Genomic DNA, 17425 nt, shown 5'->3' with positions numbered 1-17425 from the left:
CCACATTTTAAAAGTGGGGATCTATGGCTATCTTGGAATTTGCGGCGTGCAGTTCCACGGCAGCAAGGCTTCGAAGTCTTCTAAGCTCATGGCTTGTGACAGGCGCTCAAGTGCGTGGCGCAGCCAAGCATAGGGCTCTTGGCCGTTGGCTTTAGCCGTCTCGACCAAACTGTAAAGTTGAGCGCTGGCCATCGCGCCTTTGGGCGTGTCACTGAACAGCCAGTTCTTGCGCCCGATAACGAAGGGTCTGATTGCACGGTCGGGTAGTCAGACGCAGTCACCCGCGTCCAACCCCCTAAGAACCGTGCATGCGAGTTTCCCAGCACACGGCTCAAGCCTCTACGAAGGCACTGTTAAGCACCCGGTGATACCTCTTTAACATTGGCATACTGCTGATCTCTGGGGCAACGCAGATGGTAGATTTCAAGATTGACTGCCGCGTCCGTTCCTCCATGAGCCCGTTTCACGATGTGGCGAACATCCCACGGCGTGTCTTTGGTAACGGGCTTATGACCGGTGGAGCACAGGCCGTGTTGCTGCCGCCAGATCCGGTATAGCTTCGCGCGCCCCCGTATCGAACTGAGCATTTTCTTGCCCCAGCGGGACTCGAAGTACTCATGCCAATGGTCGGAGCTACGACCTCTTCTTCAACCGTTTCGTCGACAGACTCGGCCACGCTTTCAGCTTCGTTGAACAAGGCCATTTGCGGGGTCGCGGGATCGGCTGTCTGCTCTGACTTGCGTCCGAAAAGGCGCTGACGCAACAGCGCATTTTCTTCTTCGAGATGAACGATTCTGCCCTTATCCGACTCGCGCTCACTCAGCATTTGCTCAAGCAGTTGCTTGAGCAAAACAGGGTCGTCAGGAAGGTCTTGGGGCATGGAAATCATGCCCTGGATTATACCGAAGCAGGCGACGAATCGAGGCGTCAAAACTTGATGCGGACGGTTGCGCCACAAATCAAAACCGTCCAATAACCAGTTGAGTTCTTGAACCGTCAGCACGATGGCTTCATCCGAACAATCCGGCGATGTTTTGAAACGCTCGGATTCCAGACGCTTTAACCAAAGGCAAAAGCCGTTGCGTTCCCAATATAAAATCCTCACTCGGTTTCGAGCCTTGTTGAGGAACACGAAAAGCACCGGGTCAAACACCGAGACCTTGATGTCCAGTTCGACCAGAGCAGCGAGGCCATCGATGGATTTTCGGAAGTCGACGGGCTTGGGGTAGAGATTTTTCGACTTTTGCGTCGGGACGCATCATGAGGTGCTGGCTCCGGAAAGGAATTGGGAGCACAGCATTGGGGATTAGATGGTGACTTTGAATGTGGGGTTTATGGAGCGCTTACAAACAACGGGCCTTGAAGACGTGACAAAGTATTAAAGTTCCGTCTACAAGCCCCTAACTCTATAACCTCCCATCAAATTAGCGACCTGGGACACGTTGATGTTTTTGCCTTTGGCTGAATGCCGGACGCAGTACAAATGAATGAAGTGAGAGTCGCTTCGAGTCATCTCGACACAATCCAATGATTTAGCTGAAGAGGTGGCCTGGGCGTATAAGCTTACCGATAGCTACTCAGGGGCGTCACTTCAATAAAGTTCACGGTTTCGAATGCGAGCCACGTAATACCGGTTTGCCTAAGGTGTCCCGCGCCACCTCGTTCCATGGTTGCGTGCTGGTCATGACCTCCAAAAAGCAAACTCAGTCGGCATTCCGCCAGACGAGAGCGAGAGCCCTAGTTGCATGCCAGCAATCTACTGGAAACACAGTGGAGTCCTGCGAAGATCGTGGCAATTTGCAAAAGGCGCATGCAAATCGAAGAAGGCTTCCGGAATGTGAAAAGTGAGCATCTAGGCATCGGTTTAAATTTGCATCGAAGCCACTGCCCAAGACTCATTGAAGTGCTATTACTTATCGCCGTATTGGCCAACTACGTCATTTTCCTGACTATAGGCACGTGAAGGCGGCCATCAACAGCGCTTTCAGAGCAACAGTCTTAATCGTAAACGAGTGCTCTCGCTGTGGCGATTGAGTCTGGAGTATTGGCGAAGCGGCAGAGGTTTAAAAAAAAATGGCACTACCGAGAGAAAAGTACGCTTACCTCTTGGCCCTACCCCTCTCTTGCGGACCATATATCTACCGTAACAAGCCCTGCCGATAGTACACGAAAGCGACGTTCGGCAGTTCCTTACGCATTCGTCCGACACAACAGCGGCTACGCCATGCCTTCACGCCAAAGGCCTTTCACTTATCGGAAGATTGAACCAGTTCCGCCCATTTCACACACTCTTTTGCCGGCAGCCTCTTCCTCACGCCAACGCTCAGCATCGATAACGTATGAAGTGCCAAACACATTCATAGATTCACTACTTCATTGACTTTCTCTACTTATTTCCAGAACATGCCGCCCCAAATCAATTCTCAAACATGGACCGGTAAATTGATCTCTATCTCCAGCAACATCTCTGTCGGTAATAACGCGCCCTTCGTCCTCTTCGGCGGCATCAATGTCCTCGAATCTCGCGACCTGGCACTACGCGCCTGCGCGGAATACGTTCGCGTCACCGAGAAGCTCGGCATTCCCTACGTCTTCAAAGCCAGCTTCGATAAGGCCAATCGCTCCTCGATCCACTCCTACCGTGGCCCGGGCATGGAAGAAGGCCTGCGCATTTTCGAAGCAGTCAAGGCCGAGTTCGGCGTACCGATGATCACCGACGTGCACGAAACTTTCCAGGCGGCCCCTGTCGCTGAAGTCGTCGACATCCTGCAACTGCCCGCATTCCTGGCACGTCAGACTGACCTGGTGATGGCGCTGGCAAAAACCGGTAAACCGATCAACATCAAGAAGCCACAATTCCTCAGCCCTTCCCAGGTGCAAAACATCGTCCACAAGTTCAAGGAAGCCGGTAATGACCAGCTGATCCTGTGTGATCGTGGCACGTGCTTGGGTTATGACAATCTGGTAGTCGATATGTTGGGCTTTGGGGTGATGAAAAGAACCTGCAACAACCTGCCGATTATTTTCGACGTAACTCATGCGCTGCAACAACGTGACCCTTCCGGTGCTGCCTCAGGTGGCCGTCGTGAACAAGTCGTCGAGCTGGCGCGTGCGGGCATGGGCGTAGGCCTGGCCGGACTGTTCCTGGAAGCTCACCCTAATCCAAATGAAGCAAAGTGCGACGGTCCAAGCGCCCTGCCGCTGGATCAACTGGAGCCGTTCCTGGCGCAGATCAAGGCACTGGATGATCTGGTCAAGTCTTTCGCACCGCTGAAAATTGTCTGATCGGAGCCTTGTGAACATGGATGCCCCAAAACAACGTGTCGCCATCGTTATTCCGGCGCGCTTTGGTTCTACCCGCCTTCCAGGGAAACCACTGGCTGACATCGCCGGCAAGCCGATGGTCCAGCACGTTTATGAACGTGCGCTGCGGGTTCCACAGGTCGATATCGTTTTGGTCGCCACCGATGACGAACGCGTCGCCGAAGCGGTCCGTGCCTTCGGCGGCCAGTGTGTGATGACATCGCCGGACCATCCCTCCGGCACCGATCGCCTGACCGAAGTAATGGCCCTGGTTGATGCCGACATCTATATCAACCTGCAGGGCGACGAACCACTGGTTCGTCCGGATGATATTGCGATGCTGGCGGCTGGCATGCTCGCCGATGCTTCGGTCATGGTCGGCACGCTGTGCCATCCAATCGAGGCCAACGAGGCGAACAACCCCAATACCGTGAAAGTGGTGCTTGGTCATACCGGCAATGCCTTGTACTTCAGTCGCTCGCCGATCCCCTACCCTCGCGATGGGGAAGTAGCGAACTACCTGAAGCACATTGGCGTCTACGCCTATCGCCGGGAAGTATTGTCGAGCTATGCCGACCTGCCGCAATCGATGCTGGAGGATGCCGAGAAACTTGAACAACTGCGCCTGCTCGCGGCCGGGTTACGCATCCGCGCTTATCAGGTCGAGCCGACCGGGCCTGGCGTCGATACGCCTGAATGCCTGGAACGGGTTCGGGCCCTGATGACAGGCCAGCCTGCCCCCGTACAACCATCGCTCAACGATATCCGCCTGGTGATTACCGATGTTGATGGGGTACTCACCGATGGCGGTATTTTCTACGACGCCAGCGGTGAATGCCTCAAGCGCTTCCATGTCCGCGATGGCCTGGGCATGCGCATGCTGGAAGAAAACGGTGTGCGAGTGGCGGTACTTTCCGGACGTGATTCCGCGACGCTGCGCAAACGCGTGGCTGACCTGGGCATCGAACTGTGTCAGTTCGGCATCAAGGACAAACAGGCCGCGTGCCAGCAACTGATGGCTGAAGCTGGAGTGACTGCGTTTGAAACAGCCTGCATAGGCGACGACAGTATCGATCTGCCGGCGTTTGCGGCCTGCGGCTTATCGTTTGCCGTGGCCGATGCCTCGAGCTATGTGCAACTGCAAGCCTCGCAAGTGCTGCAAAGCAAAGGCGGGACAGGTGCTTTCCGTGAGTTGGCAGATGCCATCTTGATCGCGCAGGGCAAGGGAGATGTTCTTGGATCGGCGGCAGGTTATGCGTCGGTGATGGCCAAGATGTCGCAGTAAATCTGGATGAACCACCGACATCCGTCGGTGGTTCAACTGATTGCGGCAATCATTGGCGTGGAGAATCCAAGACTCCTTCTTGCCAAAAAACTCAGTCAAAAATCTCTACAACACCCACTACTTCATCACTGTCATCCGCAGTCACCGGCAGCGCCCGAATTTTGTGGTCCAACATATAAGCTTCAGCTTCAGACAATTGAGCAGAGGCTTTGACGGTGTGTGGGTTCGCCGTCAGGAAGCTCGAAACGTTTTCGTTGATGACACCCGGGTTCTCCAGCAGCGCGCGGCGTAAGTCACCATCAGTGACAATGCCAACCAGTTTGTCCTGTTCCATCACCAGGGCCAGGCCGAGGCGACTGGAGGTCATGACCAGCAGGCAGTCATGGAACGAAGTGGCGCGGGACACTTTTGGCAAACCTTTATGCATGACATCGCCGACGCGGGTCAGCAGTTTGCGACCGAGGCTGCCGCCGGGGTGGTAGCGGGCGAAGTCCATCGGCTTGAAGTCCAGCGCGGTAATCAGGGCCACGGCCAGTGCATCGCCCATGGCCATGGTGGCAAGTGTCGAGGTGGTCGGTGCCAGGTTGTTCGGGCAGACTTCGCGCTCGACGGAGATGTCCAGCCAGATGTCGGCGTGTTTGGCCAAGGTCGATTTGCCATTGCCGGTCATGGCAATGATCTTGTTGCCGAAGGATTTCAGGCTCGGAATCAGCTTGATGACTTCTTCAGTTTCACCGCTGTAGGAGATCAGGATCAACACGTCGATGGGCTTGATCATGCCGAGGTCGCCGTGAAAGGCTTCAGCGGGATGCAGGAACAGGCTCGGGGTGCCGGTGGAGGCGAAGGTCGCGACCATTTTCTGGCCGATCAGCCCGGACTTGCCCATGCCGCAGACCGCTGCACGGCCTTTGCAAGCCAGGATGAGTTCTACGGCACGCTGAAACTCGCCATCGAGACGTTCTGCGAGCTGGCTGATGGCTTGCGCCTGGGCACAGAGTGCTTCTTTAGCGATTGGAAGGTGATTCATGGGGACGCGATCGTTCCTTGATTTATGTGCCGCATATGTTAACGATACAATGAGCCAGATGGAAACTTCACCATCGATAATTCCCATTAATGCGTAGGAAGTTTCTCCTATTCTTCACCTTTATCGCCATCAACATGGCAATAGAGCGATGGAATCCGTACTATCACGGCCTCATCTGATCGACTGTTACCGATATTGGGCAAGGATCGCTCCGCCCTTCACTTGCGTGTCAGGCCAGAAATCGAGTTGTTGTTTACAGTTGGAAAGCATGAGTACCGAACCCAATACAGACGCATTGACCAGCGGCAGAAATGCTTTCTGGTTGAGCCAGGCTACTCTGGAAAAACGCTTGAGCTTTCTCCTGCCCGCCTATCGTGCGGACAGGTTCAGCATTACCAGCGTCGACCTCTCGTCCAACGCCTCTTTTGTCAATTACGTTCGTCATCACCGGCTGACCGATCTCGACACTGGGGCCACGCAGGACCTGGTCGAGAAATCGATTCGTAAGGTCCTGTTCATCACCAGCCTGGAATCGCGGTTCTACCGGGAGCGGGACGTGCTGACCGACAGCGTTCACTTCAAACATCCTGAGTGCCTGGGCGTTATCGAAACACCTTGGGAAAGCTTGATTTTCACTCAGTACATCCAAGGGCGCGCACCACGGATGGCGGCTATTGCCGGCAACGTGGCACGGGGCATTGCTGAAATCGAAAGCTTGTCCAATCGACACCTGCAGCCGACTTCGTGGCGGCAAGCCTGGAAGTTTTGGGAAATGGATTTTTTCCGGCCCTGGTATCTCCTGCGGTCGCGCTTCAGTTTCGAGCGTTTTTTGCCATCCTTGGAAAGCCTTGCCCGAAATGATGACCGATTTATCGGGCTGACGAGCCGCTTGCGCGACTTGAGCCCAATGATACGCCAGGCGGCCAATGAGGCCAGAACCAGTCAGCGCTGCTTCTGCCATATGGACTATTTGCGCAAGAACCTGTTTCTCTCGCCGCAGGGTTTGCAGTTGATCGACTGGAGCGAGGTCAAGGTCGGGCGGATCGGCTTCGATGGCGGTGCCTATCTGAGCGCTATCTTTCGGCGAAGTGACATGCAGGGCTTTATCAAGGCCCGCGATGAGTTTCTGAGTGCCTATATCGATGCCCTGGATGCCCGACTCAATCGGCAAAATGCGCTGTTCAATCTCAACTACATTTTCCTGCTGAACTCGCTCTGGCACTGCCTGCGGCCAGAGACCATCGCCGAATACCAGAAAAAAGAAAAAATGCCGCTGCTGCGGGAGAAATACGACTACCTCCTGGCCCTGCCCCTTTCTTGCGGATCGTAAGTACCCCTTAGTAAATTCTGCCGACAGACACACGACCGCTGGTCGGCAGTTTCTTACGAATTTGTCTCCACCTCTAACTACAGACCTTGCTCTATCGAGAGCGATTCCCCGCTACCCATATGAAAGCGCAATCCTGTAATACTTTTCCGTTTTTATCGTTAGAGAATTTCGGGTTTTGTATTATCATCCGCGCTCACATTAGGTAGACCCTTTCCTGAGACGCGGTGGCTTTTTCCGCGCCTCACAGCAGAGTGCGTTCGTTACGGATACCCGCTGTTTTTTATGGATAATGATTTTCCGATTCGCCCCTGCTTGCTGATCCTGTCCAAAGGCGCTCAGCAGATTTCGACCCTGCCCGCACTGTTGCCAGACTATCAATTGGTCTCTGGCTCGGTGCGCGACATTGCTCAAGCCGATTTCCTGTTGGCGTGGGGGCGCAAACCCAGTGCATTGCTCGCACAGCGCGAAGCCGCTAAAGCCGGTCTTCCCGTGTTGACGGTGGAAGACGGTTTTTTACGCTCGGTCGGCCTTGGGGCGGACGAACCGCCGTTGTCGTTGATCGTCGATGACCTGGGCATCTATCACGAAGCCGATACCCCATCTCGCCTGGAAAGGCTCATCGCTCAGCCGCTGAACGAGGCGCAGACACTCCGCGCCCAAGCCCTGCAAGCCAGCTGGTGCAGCGAGCGGGTCTCGAAATACAACAATGCTCGAATAGAACCCTGCCCACTGCCGCAGCCTTGCGTGCTGGTCGCCGATCAGACCCGCGGCGATGCCTCGCTTCAGGGTGCTGGCGCGGCTGATTTCGAGCGCATGCTCCAGGCGGCCCTTGATGAACATCCCCTGAGCACGGTGGTGGTCAAGGTCCATCCGGATGTCGTCGCCGGACGCAAGCAGGGGCACTTCGATCTGGCGGCGCTGAGCCAGCGGCCGCGGGTGCAGATCATCAGCCGCAATGTGCATCCGGCCGAGTTGCTGAGCGAAGTCCAGGCGGTTTATGTGATGACCTCGCAACTGGGTTTCGATGCCTTGCTGTGGGCGGTGCCGGTGCATACCTTCGGCATGCCGTTCTATGCCGGCTGGGGTTTGACCCGGGATGCCCTGCCCGCCCCGGCGCGGCGTCAGCCGGTGAGTCTGGAACAGTTGGTTCACGCGGCGCTGGTTGAATACCCGCGTTACGTCGACCCGGAGTCCGGTCAGCCCTGTACACCCGAAGTGGTGCTGGCCTGGCTGGGTCTGCAGCGGCGGATGCGCAGTCGCCTGCCGGAAAACCTGCAGATGTTCGGGTTTACCAAATGGAAGCACCCGCTGGTGGTTGATTTCTTTAATGGTTCGTCAACTCGATTCATCGACCGTCTCACCCATTTGAACAAAACCGCAGCGGTGGTTACCTGGGGTTGCCAACATGACGCGGCATTGCTCAGGCAAGTCGACAGCAACCACATCGGCCGGGTCGAGGATGGCTTTCTGCGCTCGGTCGGATTGGGCGCCAGGAAAACCCGGCCCCTGTCATGGGTCATTGACGACCTGGGTATCTACTACGACGCAACCCGGCCCTCGCGCCTGGAGCACATCCTGGAAAATGATCCGTGGGACAGCGGGTTGTTGAGCCGCGCCGGCGCATTGCGCGAGGCGATTTGCGCGGCCGGGGTGACCAAATACAACCTGCCGGGTTCGCAGTGGAAACGGCCTGCCGGGGTCAGCCGGGTGATTCTGGTGCCCGGTCAGGTGGAATCCGATGCCTCGATCCGCTACGGCGCACACCGTATCCGCCGCAATCTCGATTTGTTGCGTGCGGTGCGCCAGCGTCATCCCCACGCCTGGCTGCTGTACAAGCCGCATCCGGAGGTGCTGGCCGGCACCCGCGCGCAGGGAGAGGACGAAGCCCTGACTGGCAACTGGTGCAATCAGGTGGTGGGCGATGTGCCGTTTCACGAATTACTGCTTGAGGTGGATGAGGTCCATGTACTGACCTCCCAGTCCGGCTTCGAAGCCTTGCTGCGGGGGATACCGGTCACCACCTACGGTCAGCCCTTTTATGCCGGCTGGGGTTTGACCACCGATGAGGACCTGCACCCTGAGGTCCAGGCCCGCCGCACACGACGTTTGAGCCTCGACGAACTGGTGGCCGGGACCTTGATCCGCTACCCGGTGTATGTCAGCCGGATTACCCAAAAATTTACCACCCCCGAACGCACGTTATTAGAGCTGAAGAACTGGGATGAAGTACCTACGCAAGGAAGAAGTTCAACATGGCGAGAGATGATTCAGCGTTTGCTCCACTTCGCTTTGAGAAGACCGCTCAAGAATTCCTGACCCCTGCGGTGGGCACCAGACGTCTGCTGTCGGTCAAGCCGCGCAACTCGTTCCTGTTCCTGCAAGGCGTCAGCTCGCCGTTTTTCGCGCGCCTGGCTCAAGCCCTGCGCGATGAGGGTCAATGGGTCCGGTCGGTCAATTTCAATATGGGCGATACCCTGTACGGCTCAGGCTCGCGGGTGTTTTATTCGTCCAGGCCCGAGCAACTCGCCGACTTCTATAGCCAGTGCTTTAAAGCCCACGGTATTACCGACCTGGTGCTGTTCGGCGATCGCCGGCCGGTGCATCAGCCGGCGGTGCTGTTGGCGAAAAGCCTCGGCATCCGCGTGCATGTGTTCGAAGAAGGCTATTTCCGGCCGTACTGGATCACTCTCGAGCGTGACGGGGTGAATAACCACTCCTTGCTGCCCCGTGATCCGGAGTGGTATCGGGAAGTCGGCAAGCACATTCCGCGCTACCACAACGGTGAAGCGTTTCGCCTGTCCTTTGCCTCGCGGGCGTTCCACGATGTGCTGTATCACGTCGGCGGCGTGCTGAATAAAGTCTGCTTCCCGCACTACCGCACCCACGCGCCTTACAACGCCGCGGTCGAGTATGCCGGGTACATTCGCCATGGTCTGCGCCTGGCTCGCGCCAGGTCTCGGGATGCGGCGCTGATCAGTCAGGTGGCGAGCAATCGCCAGCCGACGTTCCTGCTGCCCTTGCAGCTCGACAGCGATGCGCAGATCCGCGATCACTCGCAGTTCTCCAACATGAGTGAGGTGCTGGAGCATGTGCTGGGGTCTTTCGCGACCAACGCGCCCGGCGACGCCCGGCTGGTGGTGAAGAACCATCCGCTGACCCCCGGCATCGTCGACTACCATCGCATCACCCGCGCGATGGCGGCGAAGTACGCGATCGCTGACCGGGTGGACTTCCTTGAAAGCGGGCATATGCCGACCCTGCTGTCCCACGTTGCCGGCGTGGTCACGGTGAACAGTACTGTGGGCGGTTCATCGTTGATGCACAATGTGCCGACCCTGGCCCTGAGCAATCCGATCTATGCCCTCAAGGGCCTGACCCACCAGGGCAGCCTCGAGGATTTCTGGCGCACGCCGGAGCCGCCTGACAGCACCTTGTTCCAGCGTTTTCGCAGCACGGTCATCCACACGACCCAGGTCAATGGCGGCTTCTATACGCGCTGCGGGATCGACATGGCGGTGAATAATTCACTGGAAGTGCTGATGGCCAAAACCTCCAAGATCGAACGGTACCTATGACGCTGCACAAGACTCCTCGCTGCATTCTCATTACCGGCGCCACGGGCGGAATCGGTGGTGCCCTGGCGCCGGCCTATGCGGCGCCGGGGGTGACCCTGATTCTCCAGGGCCGACGCCTTGACCGCCTCGAAGAAATGGCCGAACAGTGCCGTGCCGCCGGCGCCAGGGTAATCCTGCAACCCCTCGATGTGCGGGATCTGGATGCCTTGCGCGAGTGGATCAGCCGCATCAGTGAAACCGAGCAACCGGACCTGATCATCGTCGGTGCCGGGCTCAACACCTCGACCGGGCCGAACGCCGAAGGCGAAGTCTGGGAACTGTCCGAGGCGCTGATCGAGGTGAACGTGCTCGCGGCCATGGCCACGGTGCAGTCGGCACTGCCGGCGATGCGCACGCGCAAGCACGGGCAGATCGCCCTGTTCAGTTCCCTCGCCGGTTGGCGCGGCCTGCCCGCCACTCCCAGCTACAGCGCGAGCAAGGCGGCGATGAAGGCTTATGGTGAAGCCATGCGTGACCTGCTGGCCCCGGAAGGGGTGAAGATCAATGTGATCATGCCGGGCTATGTCGAATCGAAAATGTGCTTCGAGATGCCCGGGCCAAAACCGCAGTTGTGGGCCCCGGACAAAGCAGCCAGGCGTATTCGTCGCGGCCTGGCGGCGAACCAGGCGCGGATCAGTTTTCCGTTCCCGTTGAATCTGGGGTGCTGGGCCTTGGGGGTGATTCCGCCAAGGATGTCTTCGGTTATTTTGCGGTGGCTGGATTACGGTGCTTGATTTTTTGAACGGTACTTTGTGCTCGGTGTTGTTGCTCGGATTCCTGCTCTCGTGCGGCATTGAAGCATTGCTGATTCCACGGCCGGCTTTGCGCCGGCCCGTGCGCAGCTGGTTGTTGCATGCCGGTGCATGGCTGTTTGCGGTGGCCCTGCTTTACGCCATGACCGGGCGGCCTTTTTTCAGTGCCGTGAATGTGCTCGCGCTGTGGTTATTGATCGTGTTGGTGAGCAACTCCAAGTACCACTCGCTGCGCGAGCCTTTTGTCTGCGCCGACTTCGAATATTTCAGCGATGCGCTGCGCTATCCGCGCTTGTACCTGCCGTTCTTCGGCATTGGCAAGGCGATTGGTCTGGCGCTGGGGTTTATCGCCTACCTGGGCTGCGGCCTGTATTTCGAGCCCGCGGCCGAGGCTGCCTTGCCGGTGGCTGCGGTGGTGATGCTGGGCGCTTTGCTGTTGCTGATCGGCGGTGGTTTGAAGCCGCTGCAACCGAGTTATGACGCCAGTCTGGATTTGACCCGCTGGGGGCTGGCCGCCTGTTTGTGGACTTACTTTTGTGCCGCGCGGCGCAAGGTACAGATCGATGATCTGCGCTCTCCATTTGCACTGCAGCCTTTTGCGATCAACCCGGGTGAAGTGCAGAGCCCATCCATTGATGTGCTGCCTGATCTGGTTTCGGTCCAGAGCGAATCGTTTTTCGATATTCGCCCGCTGTGGCCCGGCATCCGCGAGCAGGTGCTGAGCCACTACGACGTGCTGCGCGCCGAAGCGCTGGCTCATGGCCCCTTGCAGGTCGCCGCCTGGGGGGCCAATACCGTGCGCACCGAGTTCGCTTTTCTCAGCGGGATTGCCGGTGACAAGCTCGGCGTGCATCGTTTCAATCCTTACCGCCATCTGGCGCGCCAGGGTTTGCCGAGCATCGCCAGCGAGATGAAGCGCAAGGGTTATCGCACTGTGTGCATTCACCCCTATATCGGCAGTTTTTACGGCAGGGACCAGGTGCTGCCGGCGCTGGGTTTCGATGAGTTCATTGATATCCGCAGCTTCGATGACTCGCAAAAGGCCGGCCCGTTTATCGGTGATTGCGCGGTGGCCGAGAAGATCATCGAGCGACTCGCAGAGAGTTCGCGCACTCAACCTTTGTATATTCATGCGGTGACCATGGAAAATCACGGCCCGCTGCACCTGGAAAAGGTTAGCGCTGACGAGTTACCGAGCTGGTTCGATCGCCCGCTGCTCGACGGCCTGCGCGATCTGGGTCCTTATGTGCGGCATTTGAGTAATGCCGACCGGATGCTTGGCCGGTTGCGCCAGCACCTGCTGGCCCAGGCCAATCCGGTCGGGCTGTGCTTCTTTGGTGACCATGTGCCGATTCTTCCGGAGGTGTATGCGGCACTGGGCGCGCCGGATGGCGATACCCATTACTTGATCTGGTCCAACCAGGCGCGCACCTCCAGCGCCCCCAGGGCGATGGGTGTTGAACAGCTGGCCAAGGCCTTCGTCGAGCAGGTGAGCCGAGGCAAGAGCCCGGTCAAACACCTGCGCCAGGCCCAGACTGAACTCCATGACTGAACAGGCGACCGAGTCCCTGCACATCGTCCTCGGCTCCAGCTTACTGGAGCGGGACGAAGCGATTGCACGACTGATCACCTCGGGCCGCGGCTCGCTGGCCTTCATCCTCGGCGATGAAGCCTGCCGTTATCGCCTGCTGGGCCGGGGGATCAATTGGGACCGGATTCTGATTGCCTATCGGGACTCCACTGCGCTCGGCTATGCGGCCTTCAAACACCACCGGCGCGGGCCCTTCTCGCCGGGGCTGGCGCCGTTCCTTGGGGAATTCGGCCGACTCAGGGGTGCACTGCGCTACCTGCTGTTTGTGATTGCCGAACACCGCGAGTGGTACTACGGGTTCTATCTCTATGGCTTGCGCGTGATCAAGCCCGTGCGCCATCAGGGCATTGCCAGCGCCCTGCTGGCGCAGACATTCGCTCAAGCCCGGCAAGCCGGCTATGCAAAAGTCGAGCTTGAGGTCCAGGTGAAAAATCAACGTGCTCAACGGCTCTACACGCAGCAGGGGTTCATCCGAGTTAGAAGCACTCCGGTGAATTGGCTCGGCCGGTTTCTGCCCTTTCCCGCGGTGATCAACATGCGCCGTTCGCTGACGCACTGCCCATGAGCGGCGATGAGATGAATCGATCCGTACCCGTTGTCGAGTCGCTGGTGCCAGGCCCGGGCTGGGTCGGGATCATGTCCCAGTGGGTGCTCTGGAGAGTCTTTCACCTGAATCAGTTCCTCGGTCCGGAAGGTGTGCCCTTCTGGCTGTGGCGCCGAGGCACGCAGGCGCCCAAAGGGCTCAAGGGCATTGCCGGGATTGGCTACAAGCGCTCATCGGATCATGCCCGCGTGCTCTGCAAGCGCTGGGGCATTCCTTACATCGCCCTCGAAGACGGCTTTCTGCGCTCGTCTTCGCTCGGGGTCGAGGGCGATACGCCGATGTCGATGGTGGTCGATCCGATCGGCATCCATTACCTGGCCGATCGACCGTCGCTGCTGGAAAATATTCTGCAAAAGCCTGAGCAACTGAGCGCCGCCGAACTGGCAACGGCGACGGCGCTGATTGCGCTGATGCGCAACAGCGGCATCGGCAAATACAACAATGCGCCAGACCTGAGCGACGACGACCCGCTGGGGCGCGAGTCGCGATTGATTCTGGTGGTGGACCAGACCTATGGCGATTTCTCCATTCCCGGTGGCGGCCTGTGTGAAGCGGATTTCATCCGCATGCTCGATACCGCGCTGGCGGAGAATCCGGGGGCCGATGTCCGGGTGCGCATTCACCCGGATTGCCTCAGCGGGCACAAGAAGAGCTGCCTGCTGGACGCCGCTACCGAGCGCGGGGTGACTCTGGAAAGTCGCAATCTGTCCTGGGCTTCGCTGGCCCGGCGGGCCGCGCGGGTTTACATCGCCACCAGCCAGGCCGGGTTGGAGGCGTTGATTCAAGGCGTTCCGGTGAGCTGTTTCGGCCTGCCCTTCTATGCCGGCTGGGGTTTGACCGATGACCGCCTGGCCATACCGCGCCGCCAGGCCCGGCCCAGCCTGGAGCAACTGGTGGCGGCGGCCTACATTCGTTATTGCCGGTACGTCGACCCACTGACCGAGCAACTCTGCGATGTCATGACCGTGGCCCAGCAGTTGGCCCGGCAAAAGGAACAGGACACGCTGTTTGCCGGCCCCTTGACCGTGTTGGGCGTGCCTCGGCGCAATCAATCCAGGGTCCGGCGTTTTCTCACCAGTCGTTGGGGCAGTCTGAATTTCGCCAGGGACCAGAGCGAGCTGATGCCGCAGGTCGCCCGCCAGGGCGGTAAATTGCTGGTGTGGGCAACCGGCGAAGCGCAAAACCTGCAGGCCCGGGCCGATGCCCATGGCCTGCCACTCTGGCGCCTGGAGCAGGGTTTTCTGCGGCCCTTGGGTACGTCGCTGGTTCTCGATCGCAGCGGGATTCACTTTGAAGCCAGTCGCCCGAGTGATCTGGAAACCGATTTGCAGCAGGGGGATTTTGATCCGGCTACGCTCGCGCAAGCGCGCCGGTTGCGTGAGCGAATCGTTGCCCGGGTCGAGACTGCGGCTCGGCAGGTTGCGGCCTCTTCAGGGCAGCGACGAATTTTGCTTGCGGGTCAGCTTGAAGACACCTTGCTCAGCGACCTGCAGCTACTTGAACGGGTACGCGCCGCTGCACCGCAAGCCTGGATTGTCTACCAGCCGGCGACTGGCAAGCGCCTGGGTCACCTGGCCCGTGAGCAGATCATGAAGCTTGCCGATCATCTGGTGCTCGGTGGGGATGTCGCGAGCCTGTTCGCGCAGGTCGATGAAGTCCATACGCAGGACTCGCTGGCGGGTTTCGAAGCCTTGCTGCATGGCCGCGAAGTGGTGACCTATGGCGCGCCATTCTATGCCGGCTGGGGCTTGACCAAAGACCACCAGCCCCTGCCCCGCCGCACCCGCCGGGTGACCCTGGATGAACTGGTGGCCGCCGCGCTGTTGCGTTACCCGCGCTACACCGACCGCCGCATGAACCTGCCTTGCAGCGCCTGGCAGGCCCTCGAACACGCCTCGACCCAGGACAGCTCCTTTGCGTTGTACCACCAGGTGCGTCGATACCTCAAAGGGATGTTTGCCGTTGGGCAGGTGCAACCGGATTAGCCCATTCGGTCGTTGAACATCAAAAGATCGCAGCCTGCGGGATTGGCGTTCATCAGGTATTGCGGGTGTACCCGGTCGGCGTAGGCTTGTTCACCAGGTTTTTTCGCGGGTGTACCGGATCGGCGTAGGAGCTGCCGCAGGCTGCGATCTTTTGATCTTATTGCGGTCGTCCAGAATCGTCGGAAGATCAAAAGATCGCAGCCTTCGGCAGCTCCTACGGGGGGATTGGGTGAATCCGTGGAATTCGGGGGGCGCGCAGTCGGGGAATGGCAGAGATTGCGGATGTACCCGGTCGGCGTAGGAGCTGGCGCAGCCTGCGATCTTTTGATCTTTTGATCTTTTGATCTTTTTGCGGCCGTCCAGAATCGTCGGAAGATCAAAAGATCGCAGCCTGCGGCAGCTCCTACAGGGGGATTGGGTGAATCCGTGGAATTCGGGGGGCGCGCAGTCGGGGAATCGCAGATATCGCGGATGTACCCGGTCGGCGTAGGAGCTGGCGCAGCCTGCGATCTTTTGATCTTTTTGCGGTCGTCCGGAATCGTCGGAAGATCAAAAGATCGCAGCCTGCGGCAGCTCCTACAGACGCTTCAATTCCTCGGCCACTGCGGTGACGGTTTCGGCGATTTGTTGTTCGGTGTGCTGGCACGAGACGAAGAAACGCACGCGGGCGGCTTTCTCTGGAACGGCGGGGTGGAGAATCGGCTGGGCATTGATACCGCGACGGGACAATGCGCCAGACAATTGGGCGGCCTTGAGCGAGCTGCCGGTGATGACCGGGATCACCGCCAACCCGGTGCTGGTTCCGGTGTCCAGCCCCGCCTCTTGGGCCAGTTGCAGAAATTGCCGACCCCGCGCCTGCAAGGTGGCCACCCGCTCGCCATCCTCACGCAGGCAACGCAAGGCCGCCAACGCCGCGGCGGCAACCGGGGCCGGCATGCCGACGCTGTAGAGAAAACCCGGCGCAAGGAACTTGAGGTGCTCGACCAGCGCCGCCTCGCCCGCGATGTAGCCACCACAGCTGGCCAGGGATTTGCTCAGGGTGCCCATCCAGATATCCACATCCGCTCCGGCCAGGCCGAAGTGCTCGCGGATACCTTTGCCGGTCTCGCCCATGACGCCCAGCGAGTGAGCTTCATCGACCATCAAAAACACCCGGTGCTTTTTCTTCAGCTCGACGAAACGCGGCAGGTCGGGATAGTCGCCGTCCATGCTGTAGATGCCTTCGAGCACCACCAATACCCGCTCGAAATGCTGGCGCTGATCACTCAACAAACGGTCTACGGCCTCCCAATCGTTATGGGCAAAGCTCAACCGCCGCGCTCCGGATAACTGGATTCCTTGCAGCACGCTGTTGTGAATCAGCTCGTCGTGCAGAACCAGATCCCGCGGACCAAACAAATAACCAATCGCGGTCACGTTGGTCGCATGGCCACTGACGAAGGTAATGGCATCGTCCACTTCGTAGAGCCGGGCAAGCTCGCGCTCCAGCTCGCGATGGATCGGACGGTCGCCCGAGACCGGACGACTGGCCGAGACAGACGTCCCGTACTGATCAATGGCCGCCTTGGCCGCTTCAGCCACAACTGGATGCCCTGAGTATCCCAGGTAGTTGTAGCTGGCGAAATTCACATAGCGGGTGCCTTGAATCACCGTTTCAGCGCCCGCCAGGCCTTCATGCAGTTTGAAAAACGGATTGCTCAGCCCGAAGCGCGCCGCACCCTCGAGCATGACGCGCAATTGCTGGTACCCGGGATGCTTGTCGAAGCGATAAAACTGTTCCGGGACCTCATGCGCAGCGCCTTTGACCCCTTCCAGCGAAGGGGCCGGGGTCAGGTTGCCGGTCTGGCGCATGCGCTTTTCCAGCGCTTGCTGGATCAGCTTGTCTTTCATCGAAGAAGCAAGCCCTGGCGAAGTTTTAGGGGTCATAGTCCGGA

11 protein-coding genes and 4 pseudogenes are annotated in these 17425 nt (G+C 58.8%); 10 read left to right on the top strand and 5 right to left on the bottom strand.

Annotated elements, in window-relative coordinates; translation table 11 throughout:
- Positions 1-27 precede the first annotated feature (27 nt).
- The 3 pseudogenes from F8N21_RS17875 to tnpB form a co-directional block, all read right to left on the bottom strand.
- Positions 28-261 (bottom strand): annotated as a pseudogene (locus F8N21_RS17875) (transposase domain-containing protein); the annotation flags it as partial.
- A gap of 364 nt (positions 262-625) precedes the next feature.
- Positions 626-889: pseudogene (locus F8N21_RS17865) on the bottom strand (IS66 family transposase); the annotation flags it as partial.
- A gap of 114 nt (positions 890-1003) precedes the next feature.
- Positions 1004-1171 (bottom strand): annotated as a pseudogene (tnpB, locus tag F8N21_RS30485) (IS66 family insertion sequence element accessory protein TnpB); the annotation flags it as partial.
- A 522-nt stretch (positions 1172-1693) separates the two neighbouring features.
- Here tnpB and F8N21_RS30980 point away from each other — a divergent pair.
- The 3 genes and pseudogenes from F8N21_RS30980 to kdsB form a co-directional block, all read left to right on the top strand.
- A pseudogene (locus F8N21_RS30980) lies at positions 1694-2063 on the top strand (transposase); the annotation flags it as partial.
- Between the two features lie 379 nt (positions 2064-2442).
- A complete protein-coding gene (kdsA, locus tag F8N21_RS17850; protein ID WP_150643375.1) occupies positions 2443-3285 on the top strand; it encodes a 3-deoxy-8-phosphooctulonate synthase in 843 nt (280 codons plus the stop codon).
- A 16-nt stretch (positions 3286-3301) separates the two neighbouring features.
- A complete protein-coding gene (kdsB, locus tag F8N21_RS17845) occupies positions 3302-4588 on the top strand; it encodes a 3-deoxy-manno-octulosonate cytidylyltransferase (protein ID WP_150643374.1) in 1287 nt (428 codons plus the stop codon).
- Between the two features lie 91 nt (positions 4589-4679).
- Here kdsB and F8N21_RS17840 read toward each other — a convergent pair whose 3' ends face one another.
- The gene (locus tag F8N21_RS17840) at positions 4680-5615 is read right to left on the bottom strand and encodes a KpsF/GutQ family sugar-phosphate isomerase (protein WP_150643373.1); all 936 of its coding nucleotides are present in this window, start codon (positions 5613-5615) and stop codon (positions 4680-4682) included.
- Between the two features lie 268 nt (positions 5616-5883).
- Between F8N21_RS17840 and F8N21_RS17835 the strand changes: the two genes are divergently transcribed.
- The 7 genes from F8N21_RS17835 to F8N21_RS17805 all read left to right on the top strand — a co-directional run bounded on the left by F8N21_RS17835 (position 5884) and on the right by F8N21_RS17805 (position 15491).
- Positions 5884-6945, top strand: coding sequence for a phosphotransferase (locus F8N21_RS17835; RefSeq protein ID WP_150643372.1), 1062 nt, complete (start codon positions 5884-5886; stop codon positions 6943-6945).
- A 282-nt stretch (positions 6946-7227) separates the two neighbouring features.
- Complete coding sequence (locus tag F8N21_RS17830) at positions 7228-9261, top strand: capsular polysaccharide biosynthesis protein (RefSeq protein WP_150643371.1); 2034 nt, start codon at positions 7228-7230, stop codon at positions 9259-9261.
- Positions 9198-10520: a capsule biosynthesis protein gene (locus F8N21_RS17825; RefSeq protein WP_150643370.1), complete on the top strand. Its 1323-nt coding sequence runs from the start codon at positions 9198-9200 to the stop codon at positions 10518-10520. Before F8N21_RS17830 ends, F8N21_RS17825 begins: the two co-directional genes overlap by 64 nt.
- Positions 10517-11293, top strand: a complete 777-nt coding sequence (locus F8N21_RS17820; protein ID WP_150643369.1) for an SDR family NAD(P)-dependent oxidoreductase — start codon at positions 10517-10519, stop codon at positions 11291-11293. Before F8N21_RS17825 ends, F8N21_RS17820 begins: the two co-directional genes overlap by 4 nt.
- A gap of 16 nt (positions 11294-11309) precedes the next feature.
- Positions 11310-12863 (top strand): LTA synthase family protein, encoded by a 1554-nt coding sequence (locus F8N21_RS17815; protein WP_150643391.1) that lies wholly within the window; start codon positions 11310-11312, stop codon positions 12861-12863.
- On the top strand, positions 12856-13467 hold the full coding sequence (locus tag F8N21_RS17810) for a GNAT family N-acetyltransferase (RefSeq protein ID WP_150643368.1): 612 nt from the start codon (positions 12856-12858) through the stop codon (positions 13465-13467). Before F8N21_RS17815 ends, F8N21_RS17810 begins: the two co-directional genes overlap by 8 nt.
- 11 nt (positions 13468-13478) lie before the next feature.
- A complete protein-coding gene (locus F8N21_RS17805; RefSeq protein ID WP_191624347.1) occupies positions 13479-15491 on the top strand; it encodes a capsular polysaccharide biosynthesis protein in 2013 nt (670 codons plus the stop codon).
- 576 nt (positions 15492-16067) lie between these two features.
- On the opposite strand, the gene F8N21_RS17800 is transcribed toward F8N21_RS17805, so the two are convergent.
- Positions 16068-17417 (bottom strand): aminotransferase class I/II-fold pyridoxal phosphate-dependent enzyme, encoded by a 1350-nt coding sequence (locus F8N21_RS17800; protein WP_150643366.1) that lies wholly within the window; start codon positions 17415-17417, stop codon positions 16068-16070.
- Positions 17418-17425 lie beyond the last annotated feature (8 nt).

The organism is Pseudomonas fluorescens (assembly GCF_902497895.1).
GTDB lineage: Bacteria > Pseudomonadota > Gammaproteobacteria > Pseudomonadales > Pseudomonadaceae > Aquipseudomonas > Aquipseudomonas fluorescens_BP.
Note: the sequence above shows the minus strand (reverse complement) of the source record. Positions and strands in the feature narration are given on the sequence as shown.